This window comes from Periweissella fabalis, from assembly GCF_012396505.1.
GTDB classification, from domain to species: domain Bacteria; phylum Bacillota; class Bacilli; order Lactobacillales; family Lactobacillaceae; genus Periweissella; species Periweissella fabalis.
Genome location: NZ_JAAXPN010000013.1, coordinates 1 through 17,399, shown reverse-complemented (window position 1 = coordinate 17,399; position 17,399 = coordinate 1). Strand labels below are relative to the sequence as shown.

Sequence of the window (17,399 nt, the reverse complement as noted above, 5' to 3'; positions counted from 1 at the left end):
ATAAAGAGAGACAATGTAGCTATTCCTAATCACATTGTCTCTCGTCAAAGGTAGTTCTTTTCTTGACGCATTCTCGGTAAGTACCCTATAATGTACTTACATCTTGAATGACAACGTGCTCTGAATGGTGATGCATTCTTTGCACTGGCGCTTATCTTGCTTGCCGGCTTGATAAGCGCCTTTTCTTTTATATTCAATTAGTTCATGACTTAACTTTAACTAGCGTACAAATTATTTGCAAGCTGTTTTTTACAATCATACTGATATCTAAATAAAATTCGACTTGAGAAATATAAAAATACCTCTCTAAATATTTTTAAATTGACCAACTATAATTAAATGTATTCACATTACCTGCATTAATCAAACAATTTTAATGCATTTATTAATACAATAAACACAGATATACTCTAGTTATAGATATTAGGAGGAATAATAATGTCAAAATTTTCTGACTTTTTACCAGATATAAAAACTTACGAAGACTTAGAAATATTATCAGACAACACTTCATTTTTAAATCCAACATCCATATTCGATACAGATAAATTGCCACATGCTAAACAAAAACTAAATAGTTTTTTTACTTTTGTCATGACTACCAAAAACTTGAATATTGATGACCTTTCAGATATTAAAGAACTGAGTTACATCCACTTAGGTTATACTCTTAATGATTCCAAAGGGCACAGACCAAATTCAAATCAAACACAGGCATTAATACTGGCCTTGTCTGAAATCCTAGATAAATATCCTGTTGTTGATAAGTTAGATAATACTGGAAAGAAAATTTCCTCTTTTAGCTTGTTTATGAAAGATTTTGGGGCAGATAGTATATCTGATTTAACCGCCCAGATTATATCCAAAGAATTGTATGAATTCACAATCGATACAGTTAAACAGTCTGACTATAACAGATTTATATATCCTGTACCTAAAACAGATCCCATTTATTTGAAATACTGGAATGAAGATCATTGGGATACTTTCGAAGCTACCGAAGGACTATATCTGGAAGGCAAGTTTACTATGTTAATCCCTAAAGATATAAGTGACAAGAAAAAATTCAAACAAAATCCCGATGATTTTATTAATAAGGTGATTATTCCCAGGGTAAAAAAAGATTATCCTAAAAGTAACAAAAAAGAGATATTTAATACACTGACAGAAAATAAATCTCACAAAGAACTAGTACAGGAAGAGATGAAAATCAACGAGCAGGGCTTCTTAGATTACTGGAACTAACTTTATGCTTATGGGAATATTTTTATATCTAATCAAAGAAAAATATTCCCATAAATATATAAGGTTCTGTTGCAAAATTTAAAAAAAGAGTATAAAAGGCCTAATGTACTATTATTGACTATGCTGGTATACTCATTAAAACTTTAATTTCCGTACAGACTGAAAAGCCGAAGAGATTTCCTTCTTTTCGGCTTTTTTTATATATTCCTCGAATTATTTCCATGCCCTTAATCGTGGTAGAGGCAGTACGGAGACTTCGATAAAATTTGCTGCGACGTTTAATTGGACGATGATCTTGTTCAATTAGATTATTGAGATATTTAACTGTTCGATGCTCTGTTTTCAAATAGAATCCGTTTTTATGTAACTTTTTAAATGCACTACCTATAGACGGGGCTTTATCTGTAACGAGAACCTTTGGTTCACCGAATTGTTTCTTTAATCGTTTTAAAAACGCATAAGCTGCTTGTGTATCTCGTTTTTTACGTAACCAAATGTCTAAAGTTAGCCCATCTGCATCAATTGCTCGATATAAATAGTGCCACTTTCCTTTGATTTTGATATAAGTTTCGTCCATTTTTCACGAATAAAAGGACTGTCTATTTTTCTTTTTCCAAATTTGATACAGGGCTTTTCCGTATTCCTGGACCCAACGGTAAATGGTTGTATGACAGACATTAATACCACGGTCATAAAGAATTTCTTGAGCTTCTCGATAACTTAGATTATATCGAAGATAGTAACCTACAGCGACAATAATTACATCTTTCTGAAATTGTTTGCCTTTAAAGTAATCCATATTTTTTCCTCCAAGCTAGCTTTTAATTCTAGTTTATCCTAAAATGAGGTTATTAGAAAATTTTGCAACAGAACCTGCAGATACAGCAACCAATACGAATAATACGTCAGCTTCTACTACTAACAATTTATCAACTCAACAAGTTGCTAAATTAAACAGTTATACGCATATAGTTAACGGAAAAATGGTACTGGAAGTTCCAAATAACAGTGGATTAACTACTCAACAAGCTCAGAGAGTAATCAATTCAATTTGCAAGCCAATAAAAACAGCGTTATTGTTGAGACGAGAACCAGTTCCCAAGCATCTACATCAAATCCATTATTTGGTACTATGCTTGCTAGCAGACAATATCGTTATTATTGTGCTAATGGCTACGAATACCGTGATAGTAAAGGAAGATGGCATTACGTTGTTACTAAGTCCCCTTTTCAAGCTGCATACGGTGTATCTTTGCATGGTTGGGAGGGTGCACCAGGCGGTAGCTGGAAATAAAAACTAAGGTGGTGTTGAGATATGGGTATTTTTTCGAAAAAGAACAACTCAAAGAAAACAACTACAGAGGATGAACTATTCATTGATGTGCAAAAAGCATTGGCCAGTTCACCAACTATTGAAGAAATCTCAATTTTACAAGACGCTGCACAGGCACTGAAAAAGAAAAAATATCTACCAAAGATTACCGGTGACTTGCGTACTGCTTTGACTCCTTTAGCAATAAAGTCTGCTTTGTCCCCAGATGTCAAGATAATCTATCTAAAAATCGTTGCTGAAAAATATCGTACTAGCAATACTGGTGCAGGAATCGGCTTAACTTTTGGTGGAATGCACTAATAAATAAAAAAGCTCATCTAACAACATGCTCCTAAGTCAATAGTTCAGACTATTGACTTAGGAACACCTGTATTTAAATATAAAAGTCTAGGAGAAATCTATTTATATATATTGTTTATTTTTGATTTAATATTAGGTTTTGTTTTTCAAAAATATTTTGGAATAATCTTTATGGGATTAGTAGTAGTAGGTACTGGAGTTCCATTGGTATGTGAACTTAATATTTGGAAATTTAATGATATTTATCGAAAAATAGTTCGAATAATCGTAAATAATAAATCGTTATTTTTGTTTCCAATTTTGGAAGAAGTGCATTTTAGATGGATACTATTTACTGTTGGACAAACACTTAGCATAACAATATTTGCTTTTATATTGATTTCTGGACTTTCATTTGGAATCGCCCATATTCCATACCTAGGTATTAAGAGTCTCTATAAAATAATACAAGGATTAATATTAGCCACTTTATTTGTTTATGTAGGGTTAACAATGGCGGTATTATGTCATATTAGTTTCAATACATTTGTTTATATTTATCGTTTGCAATATAAAGGATAAAATGAAAGGTAGCATAGCATGGGAATTATACTAAATGGATTATCATATAAAAATATTTTAGATGATATATCTTTCTCACTAAGTGAAGGTGATATTGTTGCATTAATTGGTGCAAATGGTGCAGGTAAAACCACACTATTGAAAAATATAATGGGTTTAGCTGTTCCTTCAAGTGGCACAGTTAATTTAGAAAATTCTAGAATAGCTGCTGTATTTCAAGAGAATATTTTGGATGAAGAACTTTCTGTTCAACAAAATTTTAAGTTTCGAATTAAAGATAAGTCAAAATATATATTTTCCATGAAAAAGTTAGAAGAATTTGGAATAAGCCCCAAAGCCTTATATTCAGAACTTTCAGGTGGGCAAAAACGGATCGTTAATTACTTACGTGCTATATCTGTGAATCCTAATCTTTTAATTTTAGATGAACTTACAGCTGGTATAGATGTTGATATTAGACAGGACATCTGGCGAGACTTAAATGATTATTTAGAGAAAAACAAAAGTGGTGTTATATTTACAACACATCAATTAGACGAAATGGACAATGCTAATAAAGTTTTGTTTTTAGAAGATGGCAAGGTTAAATACTTTGGAAGTATGTTTAATTTTATTAAGCGTATGCCTAAAGTAAAATTATTGTCAAAAAATTTAAAAGATGCACAATATTTTGATTCGTCTGAAAAAGCCGTTGAATTTGTACAAAAAAGTGGTTTTCAAAAGGATAATTTTGAAATTATGAAGACAACATATACAGATTTGTTTCAAAATATGGAAGCGAGGGATTAGGATGTATCTTAATTTTATTAAAAGGAATATTCAAATTTACCTTAAGGATAAGACTGGTATTTTTTTCTCATTATTAGGTATGCTCATTAGTTTAATTATTTATGTTTTTTTCTTGCGAAGTAACCTGATTAGCTCTTTATCAGGCATTGGCCATGTTAATAAACTTGTTGATATTTGGATGATTGCAGGGTTAATTAGTATTGTTTCAATGACGACTCCCCTAAATGCCTTTGGGCAGAAATTAGAAGATAAAAAGAATAATAGACTCAATGACTTTGTAGTGAATAATAATTTTAGTCTGGCATCTCTAGATACATTATATGTAATAACAGCAATAATTGAGGGTGTGTTTTCAACAATTATATTTATGTTCATTTGCTTTGGCTATTTGTATATGCAATATAAAGAGTCTTTGTTTAACTCTGATGTATTGGTAGTTATTTTTTATAGTATATTGTTGATTATATTTTCTAGTTTATTATTTTCTTTAATTACTTCGTGGTTAACATCAACATCTAGTTTTTCTTCGCTATCAGCTATAGTAGGTACATTAGCTGGATTTTTCTCTGGAACATATATTGTGTATGGTGATCTTCCAAATTTTATGCAACAAGTATTGGATGTTTGGCCTGGTTTTCAAATTGCTGCCACTATTCGAAATAAGATGTTAGGATTAACAGGTGTAAATGTTCCAAAAAATGTCTTAGATTCACTAGGAGTTGTTTCTAATTCTGAAACGGCAATTTTGATTACGCTAATAGCAATGGCTATATGTGTTGTATTTAGTTTTTTAATTATTATGATGAGTAAAAAAAAATAGCTGGTTTGTTAGGAATTGTCTATGCAATTCTTAATAATTTTATGGTGGCATAGCCAAGCAGTAAGGCAGAGGTCTGCAAAAACTTTATCGTCAGTTCGAATTTGATTGTCACCTTTATTTTTTGAAATATATGAACTTATATGATTGTCATATAAGTTCATATTGGAGAATTTCAAACTATACCAATTCTAGTTGACATAATCTACCTTACTAAAAGTTGTTGTTATACCGCGGTTAAATCGACTTAGTGAAATCGGGGCACTTCACAAACTTTTATTAACCCTATTTTCGCATTTCACAAAGTAGTTTTATTGGTAAATTTCACAAACTATACCTCTTGGTTTTTTCTGGTATTTTTTTGTTGCCCTTTTTATCTCGCAAGCAACGAAACTTCTTGTATAGCATGCTGCATTTGGGTATTCAAACGGTTTTCAACCATATTACGGAATGAGTTATAAAAATATGCTTCTAGGTTTTTAATGTGACCAGCTTTAAATAAGCGGTTGATTGACTCAATGACCACAGTCGTTTCAACATCGTTGTAATCCAACCACAGCATCTGCCCTACTGATTTTTCAACACGCTTCTTAGCATTGAGTGCTATGCTAATTAATTTGTGGACTCCTTCTAGTGATCCGTTGGCCATACGTTGCATTGTATTTAGTGCTTTATTTTCAAACCAAAGGTTATTAACGCCATTATTAAAGACTTCACTTGCTTTTACTGGTTTTTCAGGAATTTCTATTGCTTGAGATTGTGATAACTCATTTGCGGTATCTTTAATAGTATCTTTAATAGTATTAGTGGGTAAGTCTTGATAGGCTGAAATATTTTCAGTTAAGGGTTCAGTTAACTCATCTTGGGAAAGTAAATCAGTAACGTATAAACGCATTGGTTTGTTGAAGCCCCCTTTAACTTGTTTGAGTAGTCCAGTTTCAACTAATTCTTTTTTAGCTTTGATAATTGAGCGTTCAGTCATATTTAACAGACCAACTAATTCTAAGTTGGGCATAATGCAGTACACATTACCATCGTTATCAATCCATGATTTATCGCCATTAGCTACGGAAGTATATGAATAAGATTGACGATCAGCAAGGAACATGTAAATATTTTTTGCTAAGAGTGACATTGATTTATAAGGTTGGTCAGTCCAGATTGATTGTGCTGATTTAAAAAATGAGTTTGTTTTTGTCATAGTTTTTTTCTCCATTAAATTTTATTTAGAAAAAAACGACAATATTTACCACTTATGATTTTAGTGATATAATAATACCAACAGATGAGGTTTGTTGGTCAGTCTTGCAGGACTGGTCATTTTTTTGTTTAGCTCCCAGTTGTCGCTGGGGGCTTTTTATTTTGGTTAAATAATTTAACACCTAAAGATATAATAGATGTTATATCTTTTTAAAATTATGACTTAATTAAACCTTATAATAAGGGAAAAATCAATAGTTATAATTAAAAATAATTCAATAGTATTATAAAAAGTATAATTCTCCACAATTCCATAATTATAATTTTACATTTTTCCATATTTCTATTATTATAAATTTGAAAACATTATTACTATATCAAGGAACAATTGAGATATATTAATTATAATTTTACATTTTTCCATATTTCCATAATTATAATTATGGAAATTTCTATAATTTTACATGGGGGTTTTTATGACAACAACTATTACATGTGGTAATTTTAAAGGTGGAGTTGGTAAAACATCAAACACGTTAATGCTTGCTTATACTTTGTCTAAAATGAATAAAAAAGTTTTGGTAGTAGATTTAGATCCACAAGCAAATGGGACTGATTTATTATTAGCGACTATGACAAATGTTTACCAACAGAAACCGGAATTTAAAGAAACTTTATTTGAAGCTATTAAAAATAATAATCCTAAAGAAGCAGTTATTCACGTTAAACCAAACTTAGATTTGTTGCCATCATATTCAGATTTGCAAGGATTTGAAAAGTTTTTATATGATAATTTTTCAAACGATTTTGAACAAGATCATTTTTTTAATAAATTTATTAGTGAATTTAAACAACAATATGATTATGTATTTTTAGATATTCCACCACAATTAAATAAATTTACAGATAGTGCATTGGTTGCTAGTGATTACGTGATAATCGTATTGCAAACGCAAGAAAGAGCGCTTAAGGGTGCTGAGAAATATGTACAGCATCTACTAGAGTTGCAAGAAGATTATGATTTAAATATCGATTTATTGGGAATACTACCTGTATTACAACAAAATGGATCCGAATTAGATTTAGATGTTGTCCAAGATGCCATAGATAGCTTTGGTAAGAGCAATATGTTTAATAACCATATTAAGCAAATGGCAAGATTAAAGAGATTTGATAGAACAGGTATAACTGACAATGTAAAAGATGTTAACGATCGAAGAGTCCATGATGTATATCAAACGTTAGCAGAGGAAGTTATTGAACGTATAAACATTTTTGAAGGAGGTAAGTAATGTGGTTGAAGAAATGGGGTTAGGTTCTTTTAGAAAAAAACGAACTGAAAGACCAGAAAATGTTGTTCCTGAAAAGTCTGATGAAAATGAACGGACTATGCCAGAAGATTTATTAAAACTTCCAGAAAAGTTAAAAACCAAAGATTTAGCAAAGAGTGTTAGATTGCCTGTTAATACTCACACCGCTATATCAACTATTGCTACATTGAAAAACAAAAAAATATACGAAGTAATTAATGATTTAGTCGAAGAGTATGTTTCAGAGTTACCAGCTCAAGAGAAAAAAATAATAAAGAGTAGTATAGAAACGGTTGCTAATAATCTAAAAAATTCTGATTAAGTTTCCATAATTATACTTTTCCATAAATATAATTATGGAAATTTCCACATAAAATAATATAAATACGTAAAAGAATACTTATGTAAAAATTGCAATGATCCCTCGAATTGGAGTAAATCCAATCGAGGGGTTTTTCTTATGTTTTTTAAGAGTTTTAAAAGTGTGCACAGTACGTCCAAAGCAACATCAAAAGTTCGCTGAACTAAAATCAGTAGTTACTGACTTTATGAATTAAAGCAAAATTGGACGGCATGAGTCTGGTTGAATTCCAGAACTATGCCATCCAATTAATCGCTTAAAACATCACTCCAAAGTTTTAGTCAATGTTTTTAAATACTATTTTGATAATAGATACTAAATCATAAAAACTACCTTTTACAGTGTTTTTTGCAATGAATTTCCTTTTTTTTAAATCATTTTCCCAATCCAAAATATCATTATTAAATCTTTTTTTATTAAAATGCATTTAATCTCCTTAGCTATTAACCTGATAACCAAACGTAATATTAATGTCTTGCTGTGAAAAAAGGTTCTTTTTTTATTCTGTAATAGGAAGTTAATTTAGCAATAGTTAATTGCGTCATTGTCATTACCTCTTATTTACATTATAATTTGATTGCAAGTTAATTATAAACTTATGTTTTTTTATGTCAATATTTTAATTAAAGCTAGAAAATGCTAGAGATGTGTAGAATGATAGTAGTGAAAGTTCATAAAAAAGAATTTATTCCTATGGTCACTAGTCATAGTGAACCAAAAAATGTATGACTAGTCCACTGACTGCACTAAAAATTATAGAAAATAGACGGAAAACTAATTATGATCAAAACTTTAAGAAATAGCGCAGTATTTGGACTCTTGGGTAGCACATTCTTTCAAGTACTAGGAATTAGCCTTTTTAATATGGTATTGCTTATCTTGGCTAAGTCTAGTAATCAATCATCTTTTTGGGTTACCATAATATCTATAGCTACAACGATACCAGGAATTATGGCTGCATTATTAGGCAAAGTGGCTGGTAGTTTAACAAATAAAGTCAAGTGGTTAATTATCTTAACTTTCTCACAATCAATTATTTATGTGGTGCTGTTCACTGTTTTTATTACGTCTAATTCTAATGAATTAGGCATAGCAATTGTTATTAATATAGTATCTGATATTGTTGGTGTTGTTATTGGGCTATTAAAACTACCAATTATTCAAAATAAAGTTCCACAGGATTTTAGACAGCAAACTATTGGAATCTATCAAAGCATAGGTCTAATTATGCAACCAATTGGTCAAGCGATAGGAGTTTCATATATAACAACAACTGGTAATTATGCTATGAGTAGTCTGATTAATGCAATCACTTTTTGTATCTCAGGATCTATTTTGTTTCTCTTTAGAAGAAAATTATCTTATGTTGAAAAAAAAGAAACACCAAATAATAAAATAAGTAATGCTAACGGATTCAAAAATGCTTTTTCTTTATTAGGTAAGGTAACAGATTTACCTATAATTCAAATTATTGTCGCGCTTATAATATTAAATGCGCTTGGTGCTAGTATAGATGGTACTCTAAATTTGTACGTTTTAGATAATTCAAGTATTAGTCCGCTGAATTTCGGATTGACTATTCTACTTATTAATATTGTTTTTGTAATTGGAAATGTTTTGGGCTCTGTAGTTGTACATGATATATTAGAAAAATATAGCTTCAAAAAACTATTAATATTAGTATCTTTACTGCTCGGAGGGTTGTTTATAACTCTGATTCTTAATTTGAATATAGCATTTATAGTGGTCTTCTTGTTCTGTATAACCTATGTTCTAGGAAAAATAAATCCCAAACTTTATACGATGTTAATGAATACTGTTGATTCGTCATCGTTAAGTATCATTTTGGGAGTGTTGAATAGTAGTTTGACAATTGCCGCACCAATTGGCAGCATATTCTTAGTGGGTGGTTATACACTTATTGGAAAAAATAATATACTAAGTTTTAGTTTAGTATTAATAACAATAGTAATTATACTAATATCCATCAAAGGCAAACCAACAAGATTAACTTAAGATAGGTCAAGTAAAAAAGCCCCCAACCAATTAAGGTTGAGGGCTTTGTTTATCTATAGGCTTTAATAAAAGACTTATTACCTGCGATGTAATAGCCTGATTGAGTCAATAAGCGTGTTGTTTTTCCTACTGGAACAATTTTTACAATTTTAAAGTAAGTTCCTTTTTTGAACATCATAACTCGATTAACTTTTTTAAAACGGGTACTGTTATATAAATATATATCTTTTTTAGTCTTAGCTATTTTAATTTTAGTTAGATATTTTTTACTATCAACGGTTCTGTTGCAAAGTTTTCTAATAACCTCATTTTAGGATAAGCTAGATTTAAAAGATAGCTTGGAGGAAAAAAGATGGATTACTTTAAAGGCAAACAATTTCAAAAAGATGTAATTATTGTCGCTATAGGTTACTATCTTCGATATAATCTAGGTTATCGAGAAGCTCAAGAAATTCTTTATGACCGTGGTATTAATGTCTGTCATACAACCATTTACCGTTGGGTCCAGGAATACGGAAAAGTCCTGTATCAAATTTGGAAAAAGAAAAATAGACAGTCCTTTTATTCGTAGAAAATGGACGAAACTTATATCAAAATCAAAGGAAAGTGGCACTATTTATATCGAGCAATTGATGCAGATGGGCTAACTTTAGATATTTGGTTACGTAAAAAACGAGATACACAAGCAGCTTATGCGTTTTTAAAACGATTAAAGAAACAATTCGGTGAACCAAAGGTTCTCGTTACAGATAAAGCCCCGTCTATAGGTAGTGCATTTAAAAAGTTACAGAAAAACGGATTCTATTTGAAAACAGAGCATCGAACAGTTAAGTATCTCAATAATCTAATTGAACAAGATCATCGTCCAATTAAACGTCGCAGCAAATTTTATCGAAGTCTCCGTACTGCCTATACCACGATGGTTCTGGTGCAAAAATAATAAAGCAAACGGTTTACCACATTTTGACAGTCATTACCATACTAGTTTGCCAATAATTCGTTTAACGATTGGAATGCCGAAAAGCCAAAGAGATTAGGCTCTCTTTGGCTTTTTTTATGTAGCTGATGCATGACTTCAATCCCACTTAGGGTTTTTAAAGCCGTTCGTAGCGATTGGAAGCCACTTGATTTTACTAAGACATGTTTAATTAGCCGATGATCTTGTTCAATCAAATTATTACGATATTTAGAACACTGGTGATTTTCCGTTGCCAATAATCCATCTTTAATCACTTGTTTAATGGCTTTTAACGTTCCACCATATTGATCAGTAACCAAGCAATTTGGACAACCATAGGTTGTCAATAGGCGTCTCAAGAAATGATAAGCGGACTGATAGTCGCGATGTTGACGTAGTTCAAAATCTAGGGTTAGTCCATGACTATCAATAGCTCGATAAAAATAACACCAGCGACCGTTGATTTTGATGTAAGTCTCATCGACTCGCCAACTCTGACTATGTGAGCATCGCTGTTTCCGCCATAATAATTTGAATAGTGGTCCGTAATGGTGAACCCAGCGCATAATGGTTGTATGATGAACAGTAATCCCACGGTCACGTAATATTTCAACCACATCACGGTAGCTCAACGAAAATCTAAAATAGTAGCCAACGGCTACCAAAATAATGTCTTTTTGGAAATGCCGCCCTTTAAAATAGTTTTTCATAATAGCTACCTTGCTTTTTAGGCTAATTATACTCAAAATAGATTAAACGGAGAATACTTGCACCAGAACCGTTGAAAGTTACCGTAATCCTGAAATAAGTATGCGAGATTTACGTCAAATGACAGATACAATTGATGAATATAAACGATTTGATCATTTTGAAAAAAGAGTACTGAATGAACCATTGTCAGAAATTACTAGACACACAACGTTCAATGTAACTTACGAAAAGCTCAAAAAAGGGCGGAGTATTGATAGTATTGTCTTTCATATCACTAAAAAGCAGGTAGCAGATGATAGCAGTTACAAGTTAGATGATCCAGCTTATATTGACGATAAGATGAGGCAAGAAGAAAGTGAAAAAGACCTCGTATATGAAGCTATGAAAAGTCCATATACAAAATTGTTGATGGAACATTTCTTGTTGTCATACATTGATTTGACGGATACGGCTATTTTGTCAGGGCTACAGAAAAATGTTTATCCTCTCTATGATGAATTAAAAGACTTATGTGGCCTAAACGGTGTTAAAGAGCATTTGGCATATATCAGAGATAAGCAAGATGATTATTCCAAAAAGAACATTGCTAAGTACCTTAAAAAATCGATTGAACAGTATCTACCGATCGTTAAAAGGTAGGATATAGATAATGACTGAAGATTTAAAAACAATTCGAGAACTTGCTGAGGAATTTAATGTATCTAAACAAGCAGTTAGAAAAAGAATGACTGATGAATTTAGAGCAAACTATGTAGAAACTGTACATAGTAACGGGGTGAAAACGTTGGTAGTAACAGTTGCTGGTTATATGCTTTTAAAGCAGCATTTTTCAGGTGGTAATGCTGATGGCAAAGTTGCTAGTAACGTTGGTGGTAACGATGGTAATCTAGACGTTGCCAGTGATAGTAATAAAAACGATGATGAAGTATCTGTACTAAAAATATTAGAACAACAATTGGCTGTTAAAGATAGGCAATTAGAAAATAAAGATTCACAGATATCTCAAATGCAAAACTTGTTAGATCAGCAACAGCGATTAGCATTGCAGGACAAGAAATTATTGGAGGAATATAAGGCAGAAATAAAAGATTTAAAGTCGTTGAATATACTAGCAAAAGATATCGAAAAAGAAGAACCTGTTCAAAAAGAAAAAAAAGTAGAAAATAATAAAGAAGTGTCCCGAAAGCAAAATAAAAAATGGTGGCACTTTGGTAGGAGAATGTAATCAGTTAACAGAATTTTAATGATTTAATTGAGCAAATTAATTCTACCGTGGCGGGGTTTGGGGCGTGAAGCAGTCTTTGATACGTCCAATCTAGATATATAAAAAGTTAAGTGTTAATACATATGCGAAAATACAGAAATCACTTAACCAATGATAGACAGGGTGGCGAAACACTGAGAGATGCACATACAGTGCTTCTACGGTAAAGTCGTGTAAGGCAATACAATCAATCGGAAACGGTAACACAGAGGAACGTCAGAGCTGTGGTAGTAAGGTATTGAATCAACGAGATTTGTTTCGACGGTCGTGCTTCGTGAGAAGTGGCTAGGACAACTGTATACTCAGGAGCATACTGGCACTCATTACTCCCGTTAGGGCTATCAATTGCCTAATTTATTAATATGACGAGTTCTAAAAAGATTAGGCTTAACTTAGTCTAACCAGATACGAAGATAGGTACAGCGTTCACTTATTTCTAATTTTTCAAAAAATAGTGGTATTCACAGTTCATAAGAATATTGTTTTTTTTATAAAAATGCCTTTATACGGGTGATTTAAATAAAATAAAAACATTATTGACTACACTACTTTATCAAGATACAATAGACTTATTAACTAGAAGGAGAAATTAACATGCAGCAACCAAATAATTACACAGCAACGGATATTTTTGAGCAAGCAATTAGCGTAGTTAATTCCCTTGACTCTGGTACAGAGTTTATCCTTAAAGATTTGTTCACTGGGGTGATCTGGAATGAGTTCCAGAAATCTGAACGATTGTCAGTCGGAACACTTTTCAAGAATGCGGTGACAGGCGGAGTTTTACAAAATAAGGTTGAGAATACTGGGAAATCGTCATCAAATTCAGCTGTTTACAAGCGTAAGTAATCAATAGCCCAACGGGTGTTAAGAGCTTTAAGCCCGTTAACACACAGATAGTTACAACTATAACTACAATAGTAATAACAATAACAATTAAATAAAAAGAGGTTAGCCATGTTTACATTTTTAATCGGAATGCTGTTGTGCGTTTCTGGTCATTGTACCCCTTTTTAAGGTCTTTATTTTTCATTTTCAGCAGTTTTAAGCTAATATGCCAAAACAAAATAAAAAGCCCTCAGCGAGCTTTTAGAGGGCTAAATTACAAATCCTGGTCGATTAATAATATCTTCTTGTCTTTTTTGCAAAATGTAAGTGTACAAGGAATTATATAAATTCTTTTTGATCTCATCAGGTTCATTAACAAAAGCTTCAAACAATTCTTGAATATCAACTTGCCAAGGATCAACAAGCATTTCATCAATTGGCTTTAATACTTTCTTTTCGTCCATCTGGGTTACTCCTAACATTAGCTAATTATTTCAGGTTTAAATTAAAGGCATCTTTTTATAGTTAGTTATTCAAAGATTATGATTAGAAAGAAAAACGGTGTAAAGCAATTAAAAAGATTTGTTTGAGCGCAGCGAAATCTAATACAATTTTTTGGGTATCGAAACACGTCAAAGTTAGTTGATGTGTAAGTGCGCATTGAACTAAAAAAAACCTTTTATTTCAATGATCAAGTTAGCTATTTTTTAGCGTCATTAAACGAAATGAAATGAGTTTAATGCGCACTTACACACCACCCAAATTTATTGGAGGTTTTGTGCTTAAAATCTGTCTCAGAAGTTGCCTTCGGCAACAACTAAAAATCCAAATAAAACTAACCAAAATCAATTTTATCTAACATAGTTTCGGTACTGGCTTGGTCTAAGCCTAAATAAGCTAAAGTCATGGCTTCACTTGAATGATTTAATAAGTGCATGACTAAGCCAATATTGTAATTGGATTGCGTATAAACGCGATAAGCTCCAGTCTTGCGCATGGTGTGGGTACCAAGGTAATTAATATTTAAAAGATCGCCGACTTTACTCATGATTTTATAGAACTGCTTTTCTGTGATATGCCGTTCTGGGTGTTGAATGGAAGGAAAGAGCCATTCAGATTGTAGCTGATTATCGAGTAACCATTGACGATACAATAAAAGCTCTGCTTGAACTGGTTTAAGGTACAAGGTATTAGGCTTGCCGGTTTTTCGGTCGTGAATGAATGCATTTTGTTTAATTGAGCCGTCCGGATTAAAGATATCTGCTTGTTTTAGGCACATAACGTCACTGACTCTTAGTAGCGTAGCTTTACCAACTTGAAAAATTGTATAGTTACGCCGACCAGCTCTGAAATTATGGAGTAACGTATCTTGCACTTCTTTGAGAACATTCGAATCTTTGATTGGTAGGACAATTTGTTGCATAAGCTGTTAGTTCCTTTACTTTAAAATTAATTTAGTTGCAGAAAACCTAAAAATCTAATATTATAATGTAGTACGATGGTAAACTTAAAGGAGGCAGATTAGAATGAGTAATACTATTATTAAAAACAAGACAATTTCAACTCGTGTCACACCTGACATTAGTGAACGGGCTAAAGCTAATCTAGCAAAACAAGGGCTAACCGTTTCTGAGTATATTCGCTTATCGCTAGTTAAAGCGGCCAATAATGAAGTTCGATTAGTCAGCTTTTTAGATTCTCCGGAAGCCTTAGCAGCTAAAAAAGAAGCAGAAACAGGGCAGGTCAAAAATATTGGTTCATTGACTGACTTTGAAGATTGGATCGATAAGTTAGATGCAAATTAAACAGACCAAATCTTTTGAACGTGAATTAAAAAAACTAGTCAAAAAACATTTTCCAATAACTGTCTTGAAGCCTTGTTTAGAAGCAATTGTTGAACAAGATGTACTAGTTTTGAAACAGATTAAAGATCATACATTAAAAGGAAATTGGCGTGGCTATCGTGAATTTCACCCTGCCAGATATGGAAACTATGGCAAAAATTATGATAACTGGATTGTTATTTATCAGCTAGATCATGATGAATTGATTTTGTTATTGGTTGCGACTGGTTCCCACGAAATTTTGAATCAATAGCTAAATTCAGTCACCCTTTGATTTAAAATTAAAACGGATAACTCTCGTTAATAAATAATGAGAGTTATTTTTTTGTTTGCAAAAATTAAAAGTGTAGAAATAGTTCATCATCAGTAAGTATTATTTCTAAAAAGTAGTATTATTATTTTTAAAGGAGTGATCTAGATGGCATATCTTAAACAAAAAAATTATCTTTATACAAAAAATGATCCCAAAGCTTCAAAAGAGGACACATTAAGTTTATTAGACCAAGTCACTGAGCAAAATGAATTACTTGAAGATATAAAAAAAGAATTTCCCTTAAATGAAGATCTAGATATTGGTGGGACTAAACCCGCAATAAATGTATTCAACGAAATAGACAACAAAAAGTACGATTATAATTTATCTTTAAATAATTTAGAAAATCTTGATTTTAAAAGAGTTGCCAGTGGGAGCAATAATTATAGACTTGTTTTTTCAGTAGTTTCAGAGGAAGATAAGACAACTTTAATTCCGAATGTTGAAACTATCTATGATGCGAAGAAAAAATTATTGGATCTTCTTTTAGAGATAAACAAATTTTCAGATTTCATGTTAAAAAATGATAAGCGTAAAGAATTAGTCGATGAATTAACAAATTTATCTAAAGATAAAGATATAAATGATAAAATTTTTAATTTCAGATTCATAAGTTCAAAAGACGATGGTACGGAACATGAATTTCTAAGGTCTGTAGTTACTAAAAATCGCTATAAAACATATGATAATCCAATTATATTGTATATCTCACTTATACTAATTCATAATCTTTCCAAAACCACAAAGAAGGATTTTTACTTGGACAGCATGCACGTCAGTGACTCTACACTTGATGCTTCATTTCTGGAAAAATCAGGAATGAAAATTGACAAGGATATAATTGTTACAACAGGTTTAATTATTTCTAATAGTGAGTTAGGTGATGGTGCTGCTAAATTTAATGCTGTATATAAAGTGGAGAATACAGACGGTAAAAAAGTTACAGTAATCAGAGATGAACTTGCAACTATTAATCATGGCAACAATCCAGATACGATTAAAGAAAAATTGAAGATATTAGAAAATCTTGAGAAAAATCGAAAAGATACTATATTAGCTGTCAAAGAAATTAAATGGTCTAAAAAGATAAAAAGAGATGATGTTTTAAAGTTAATGACATTGATTAGTCATGTGAGGAACATTCCCTCAAGGTTAAAAGATTCAATGATAAAAAGCATAGATCAAATCGATTTAACAAAAAAAGCATATAATGTTCTTGGAATTTTTGATAAATTAGATGGCTTTTTGGAGGAAGAGGATCCTGATATCGCCTTAATATTAGAATCAAAGTTTAACGAGTGGCTAACTAGATTCTAAATAGTTTAAGGACTATAGCTGTTTAAAAACCAATAATAGCCCCCAGCATCTACATTATAGATATTGGGGGCTATTCTTTCAATGTTTTTAAGGGGTTATTTTTACATTATCACCCCTCACAAACTGCATGAAAACAACCCCCGTTATCTACCCACTAGATAACGGGGGCTGTTTTTTTGTTTAATGGTATAATAGACCTATTATTCGAATCATAAATTTTAAAAGAAGAGTA

General features: G+C 31.6%; 20 protein-coding genes, 1 tRNA gene and 3 pseudogenes. 17 read left to right on the top strand and 7 right to left on the bottom strand.

Going from position 1 to position 17,399, the window contains the following annotated elements; genetic code table 11:
• The first annotated feature begins 438 nt into the window (after positions 1–438).
• Positions 439–1,245, top strand: a complete 807-nt coding sequence (locus HF964_RS09300) for a hypothetical protein (RefSeq protein WP_168722772.1) — start codon at positions 439–441, stop codon at positions 1,243–1,245.
• Between the two features lie 118 nt (positions 1,246–1,363).
• Here the strand turns inward: HF964_RS09300 and HF964_RS09295 are convergent.
• A pseudogene (locus HF964_RS09295) lies at positions 1,364–2,044 on the bottom strand (IS6 family transposase).
• Positions 2,045–2,377: 333 nt separating this feature from the next.
• On the opposite strand from HF964_RS09295, the gene HF964_RS10130 reads away from it, so the two are divergent.
• From HF964_RS10130 to HF964_RS09265, 6 genes are all read left to right on the top strand, one after another.
• On the top strand, positions 2,378–2,539 hold the full coding sequence (locus HF964_RS10130; protein WP_420850132.1) for a garvicin Q family class II bacteriocin: 162 nt from the start codon (positions 2,378–2,380) through the stop codon (positions 2,537–2,539).
• Between the two features lie 21 nt (positions 2,540–2,560).
• Entirely contained in the window at positions 2,561–2,878 is a 318-nt protein-coding gene (locus tag HF964_RS09285) for a bacteriocin immunity family protein (protein ID WP_168722770.1), read from the top strand.
• 171 nt (positions 2,879–3,049) lie between these two features.
• Positions 3,050–3,439 carry a CPBP family intramembrane glutamic endopeptidase gene (locus tag HF964_RS09280; RefSeq protein ID WP_168722769.1) on the top strand — a complete coding sequence of 130 codons (390 nt, stop codon included), beginning with the start codon at positions 3,050–3,052 and terminating at the stop codon, positions 3,437–3,439.
• An 18-nt stretch (positions 3,440–3,457) separates the two neighbouring features.
• Positions 3,458–4,228 carry an ATP-binding cassette domain-containing protein gene (locus tag HF964_RS09275; protein WP_168722768.1) on the top strand — a complete coding sequence of 257 codons (771 nt, stop codon included), beginning with the start codon at positions 3,458–3,460 and terminating at the stop codon, positions 4,226–4,228.
• Position 4,229: 1 nt separating this feature from the next.
• On the top strand, positions 4,230–5,048 hold the full coding sequence (locus tag HF964_RS09270) for an ABC transporter permease (protein ID WP_168722767.1): 819 nt from the start codon (positions 4,230–4,232) through the stop codon (positions 5,046–5,048).
• A gap of 43 nt (positions 5,049–5,091) precedes the next feature.
• Positions 5,092–5,162 (top strand) — tRNA-Cys (locus HF964_RS09265).
• 256 nt (positions 5,163–5,418) lie between these two features.
• On the opposite strand, the gene HF964_RS09260 is transcribed toward HF964_RS09265, so the two are convergent.
• Entirely contained in the window at positions 5,419–6,246 is an 828-nt protein-coding gene (locus tag HF964_RS09260; RefSeq protein ID WP_168722766.1) for a replication initiator protein A, read from the bottom strand.
• 475 nt (positions 6,247–6,721) lie between these two features.
• Between HF964_RS09260 and HF964_RS09255 the strand changes: the two genes are divergently transcribed.
• On the top strand, positions 6,722–7,537 hold the full coding sequence (locus HF964_RS09255) for a ParA family protein (RefSeq protein ID WP_168722765.1): 816 nt from the start codon (positions 6,722–6,724) through the stop codon (positions 7,535–7,537).
• A gap of 13 nt (positions 7,538–7,550) precedes the next feature.
• Entirely contained in the window at positions 7,551–7,877 is a 327-nt protein-coding gene (locus HF964_RS09250) for a hypothetical protein (protein WP_210727026.1), read from the top strand.
• A 316-nt stretch (positions 7,878–8,193) separates the two neighbouring features.
• On the opposite strand, the gene HF964_RS09245 is transcribed toward HF964_RS09250, so the two are convergent.
• A complete protein-coding gene (locus tag HF964_RS09245) occupies positions 8,194–8,343 on the bottom strand; it encodes a hypothetical protein (RefSeq protein ID WP_168722763.1) in 150 nt (49 codons plus the stop codon).
• A 353-nt stretch (positions 8,344–8,696) separates the two neighbouring features.
• On the opposite strand from HF964_RS09245, the gene HF964_RS09240 reads away from it, so the two are divergent.
• On the top strand, positions 8,697–9,932 hold the full coding sequence (locus HF964_RS09240; RefSeq protein WP_168722762.1) for an MFS transporter: 1,236 nt from the start codon (positions 8,697–8,699) through the stop codon (positions 9,930–9,932).
• Between the two features lie 49 nt (positions 9,933–9,981).
• Here HF964_RS09240 and HF964_RS10125 read toward each other — a convergent pair whose 3' ends face one another.
• Positions 9,982–10,182, bottom strand: a complete 201-nt coding sequence (locus HF964_RS10125; RefSeq protein WP_375792773.1) for a DUF5776 domain-containing protein — start codon at positions 10,180–10,182, stop codon at positions 9,982–9,984.
• Between the two features lie 102 nt (positions 10,183–10,284).
• On the opposite strand from HF964_RS10125, the pseudogene HF964_RS09235 reads away from it, so the two are divergent.
• Positions 10,285–10,854 (top strand): annotated as a pseudogene (locus tag HF964_RS09235) (IS6 family transposase); the annotation flags it as partial.
• A gap of 59 nt (positions 10,855–10,913) precedes the next feature.
• Here HF964_RS09235 and HF964_RS09230 read toward each other — a convergent pair.
• Positions 10,914–11,600 (bottom strand): IS6 family transposase, encoded by a 687-nt coding sequence (locus HF964_RS09230; RefSeq protein WP_168722761.1) that lies wholly within the window; start codon positions 11,598–11,600, stop codon positions 10,914–10,916.
• Between the two features lie 70 nt (positions 11,601–11,670).
• Here HF964_RS09230 and HF964_RS09225 point away from each other — a divergent pair.
• The 3 genes and pseudogenes from HF964_RS09225 to HF964_RS09215 form a co-directional block, all read left to right on the top strand.
• Positions 11,671–12,240 (top strand): annotated as a pseudogene (locus tag HF964_RS09225) (RepB protein); the annotation flags it as partial.
• A gap of 10 nt (positions 12,241–12,250) precedes the next feature.
• The gene (locus tag HF964_RS09220) at positions 12,251–12,826 is read left to right on the top strand and encodes a DNA-binding protein (RefSeq protein ID WP_168722760.1); all 576 of its coding nucleotides are present in this window, start codon (positions 12,251–12,253) and stop codon (positions 12,824–12,826) included.
• A gap of 633 nt (positions 12,827–13,459) precedes the next feature.
• Positions 13,460–13,714, top strand: coding sequence for a single-stranded DNA-binding protein (locus HF964_RS09215; RefSeq protein ID WP_168722759.1), 255 nt, complete (start codon positions 13,460–13,462; stop codon positions 13,712–13,714).
• Between the two features lie 248 nt (positions 13,715–13,962).
• Here the strand turns inward: HF964_RS09215 and HF964_RS09210 are convergent, their stop codons facing one another.
• Together HF964_RS09210 and HF964_RS09205 are read right to left on the bottom strand one after the other, a co-directional pair.
• Positions 13,963–14,175, bottom strand: coding sequence for a hypothetical protein (locus tag HF964_RS09210; protein WP_168722758.1), 213 nt, complete (start codon positions 14,173–14,175; stop codon positions 13,963–13,965).
• 353 nt (positions 14,176–14,528) lie between these two features.
• Complete coding sequence (locus tag HF964_RS09205; RefSeq protein ID WP_168722757.1) at positions 14,529–15,116, bottom strand: site-specific integrase; 588 nt, start codon at positions 15,114–15,116, stop codon at positions 14,529–14,531.
• 103 nt (positions 15,117–15,219) lie between these two features.
• Here HF964_RS09205 and HF964_RS09200 point away from each other — a divergent pair, with 103 nt between their 5' ends.
• The 3 genes from HF964_RS09200 to HF964_RS09190 all read left to right on the top strand — a co-directional run bounded on the left by HF964_RS09200 (position 15,220) and on the right by HF964_RS09190 (position 17,167).
• Positions 15,220–15,498 carry a plasmid mobilization protein gene (locus HF964_RS09200; protein WP_003625288.1) on the top strand — a complete coding sequence of 93 codons (279 nt, stop codon included), beginning with the start codon at positions 15,220–15,222 and terminating at the stop codon, positions 15,496–15,498.
• A complete protein-coding gene (locus HF964_RS09195) occupies positions 15,488–15,790 on the top strand; it encodes a type II toxin-antitoxin system YafQ family toxin (protein WP_100071690.1) in 303 nt (100 codons plus the stop codon). Before HF964_RS09200 ends, HF964_RS09195 begins: the two co-directional genes overlap by 11 nt.
• Positions 15,791–15,955: 165 nt before the next feature.
• On the top strand, positions 15,956–17,167 hold the full coding sequence (locus tag HF964_RS09190; protein WP_168722756.1) for a hypothetical protein: 1,212 nt from the start codon (positions 15,956–15,958) through the stop codon (positions 17,165–17,167).
• Positions 17,168–17,399: the final 232 nt, after the last annotated feature.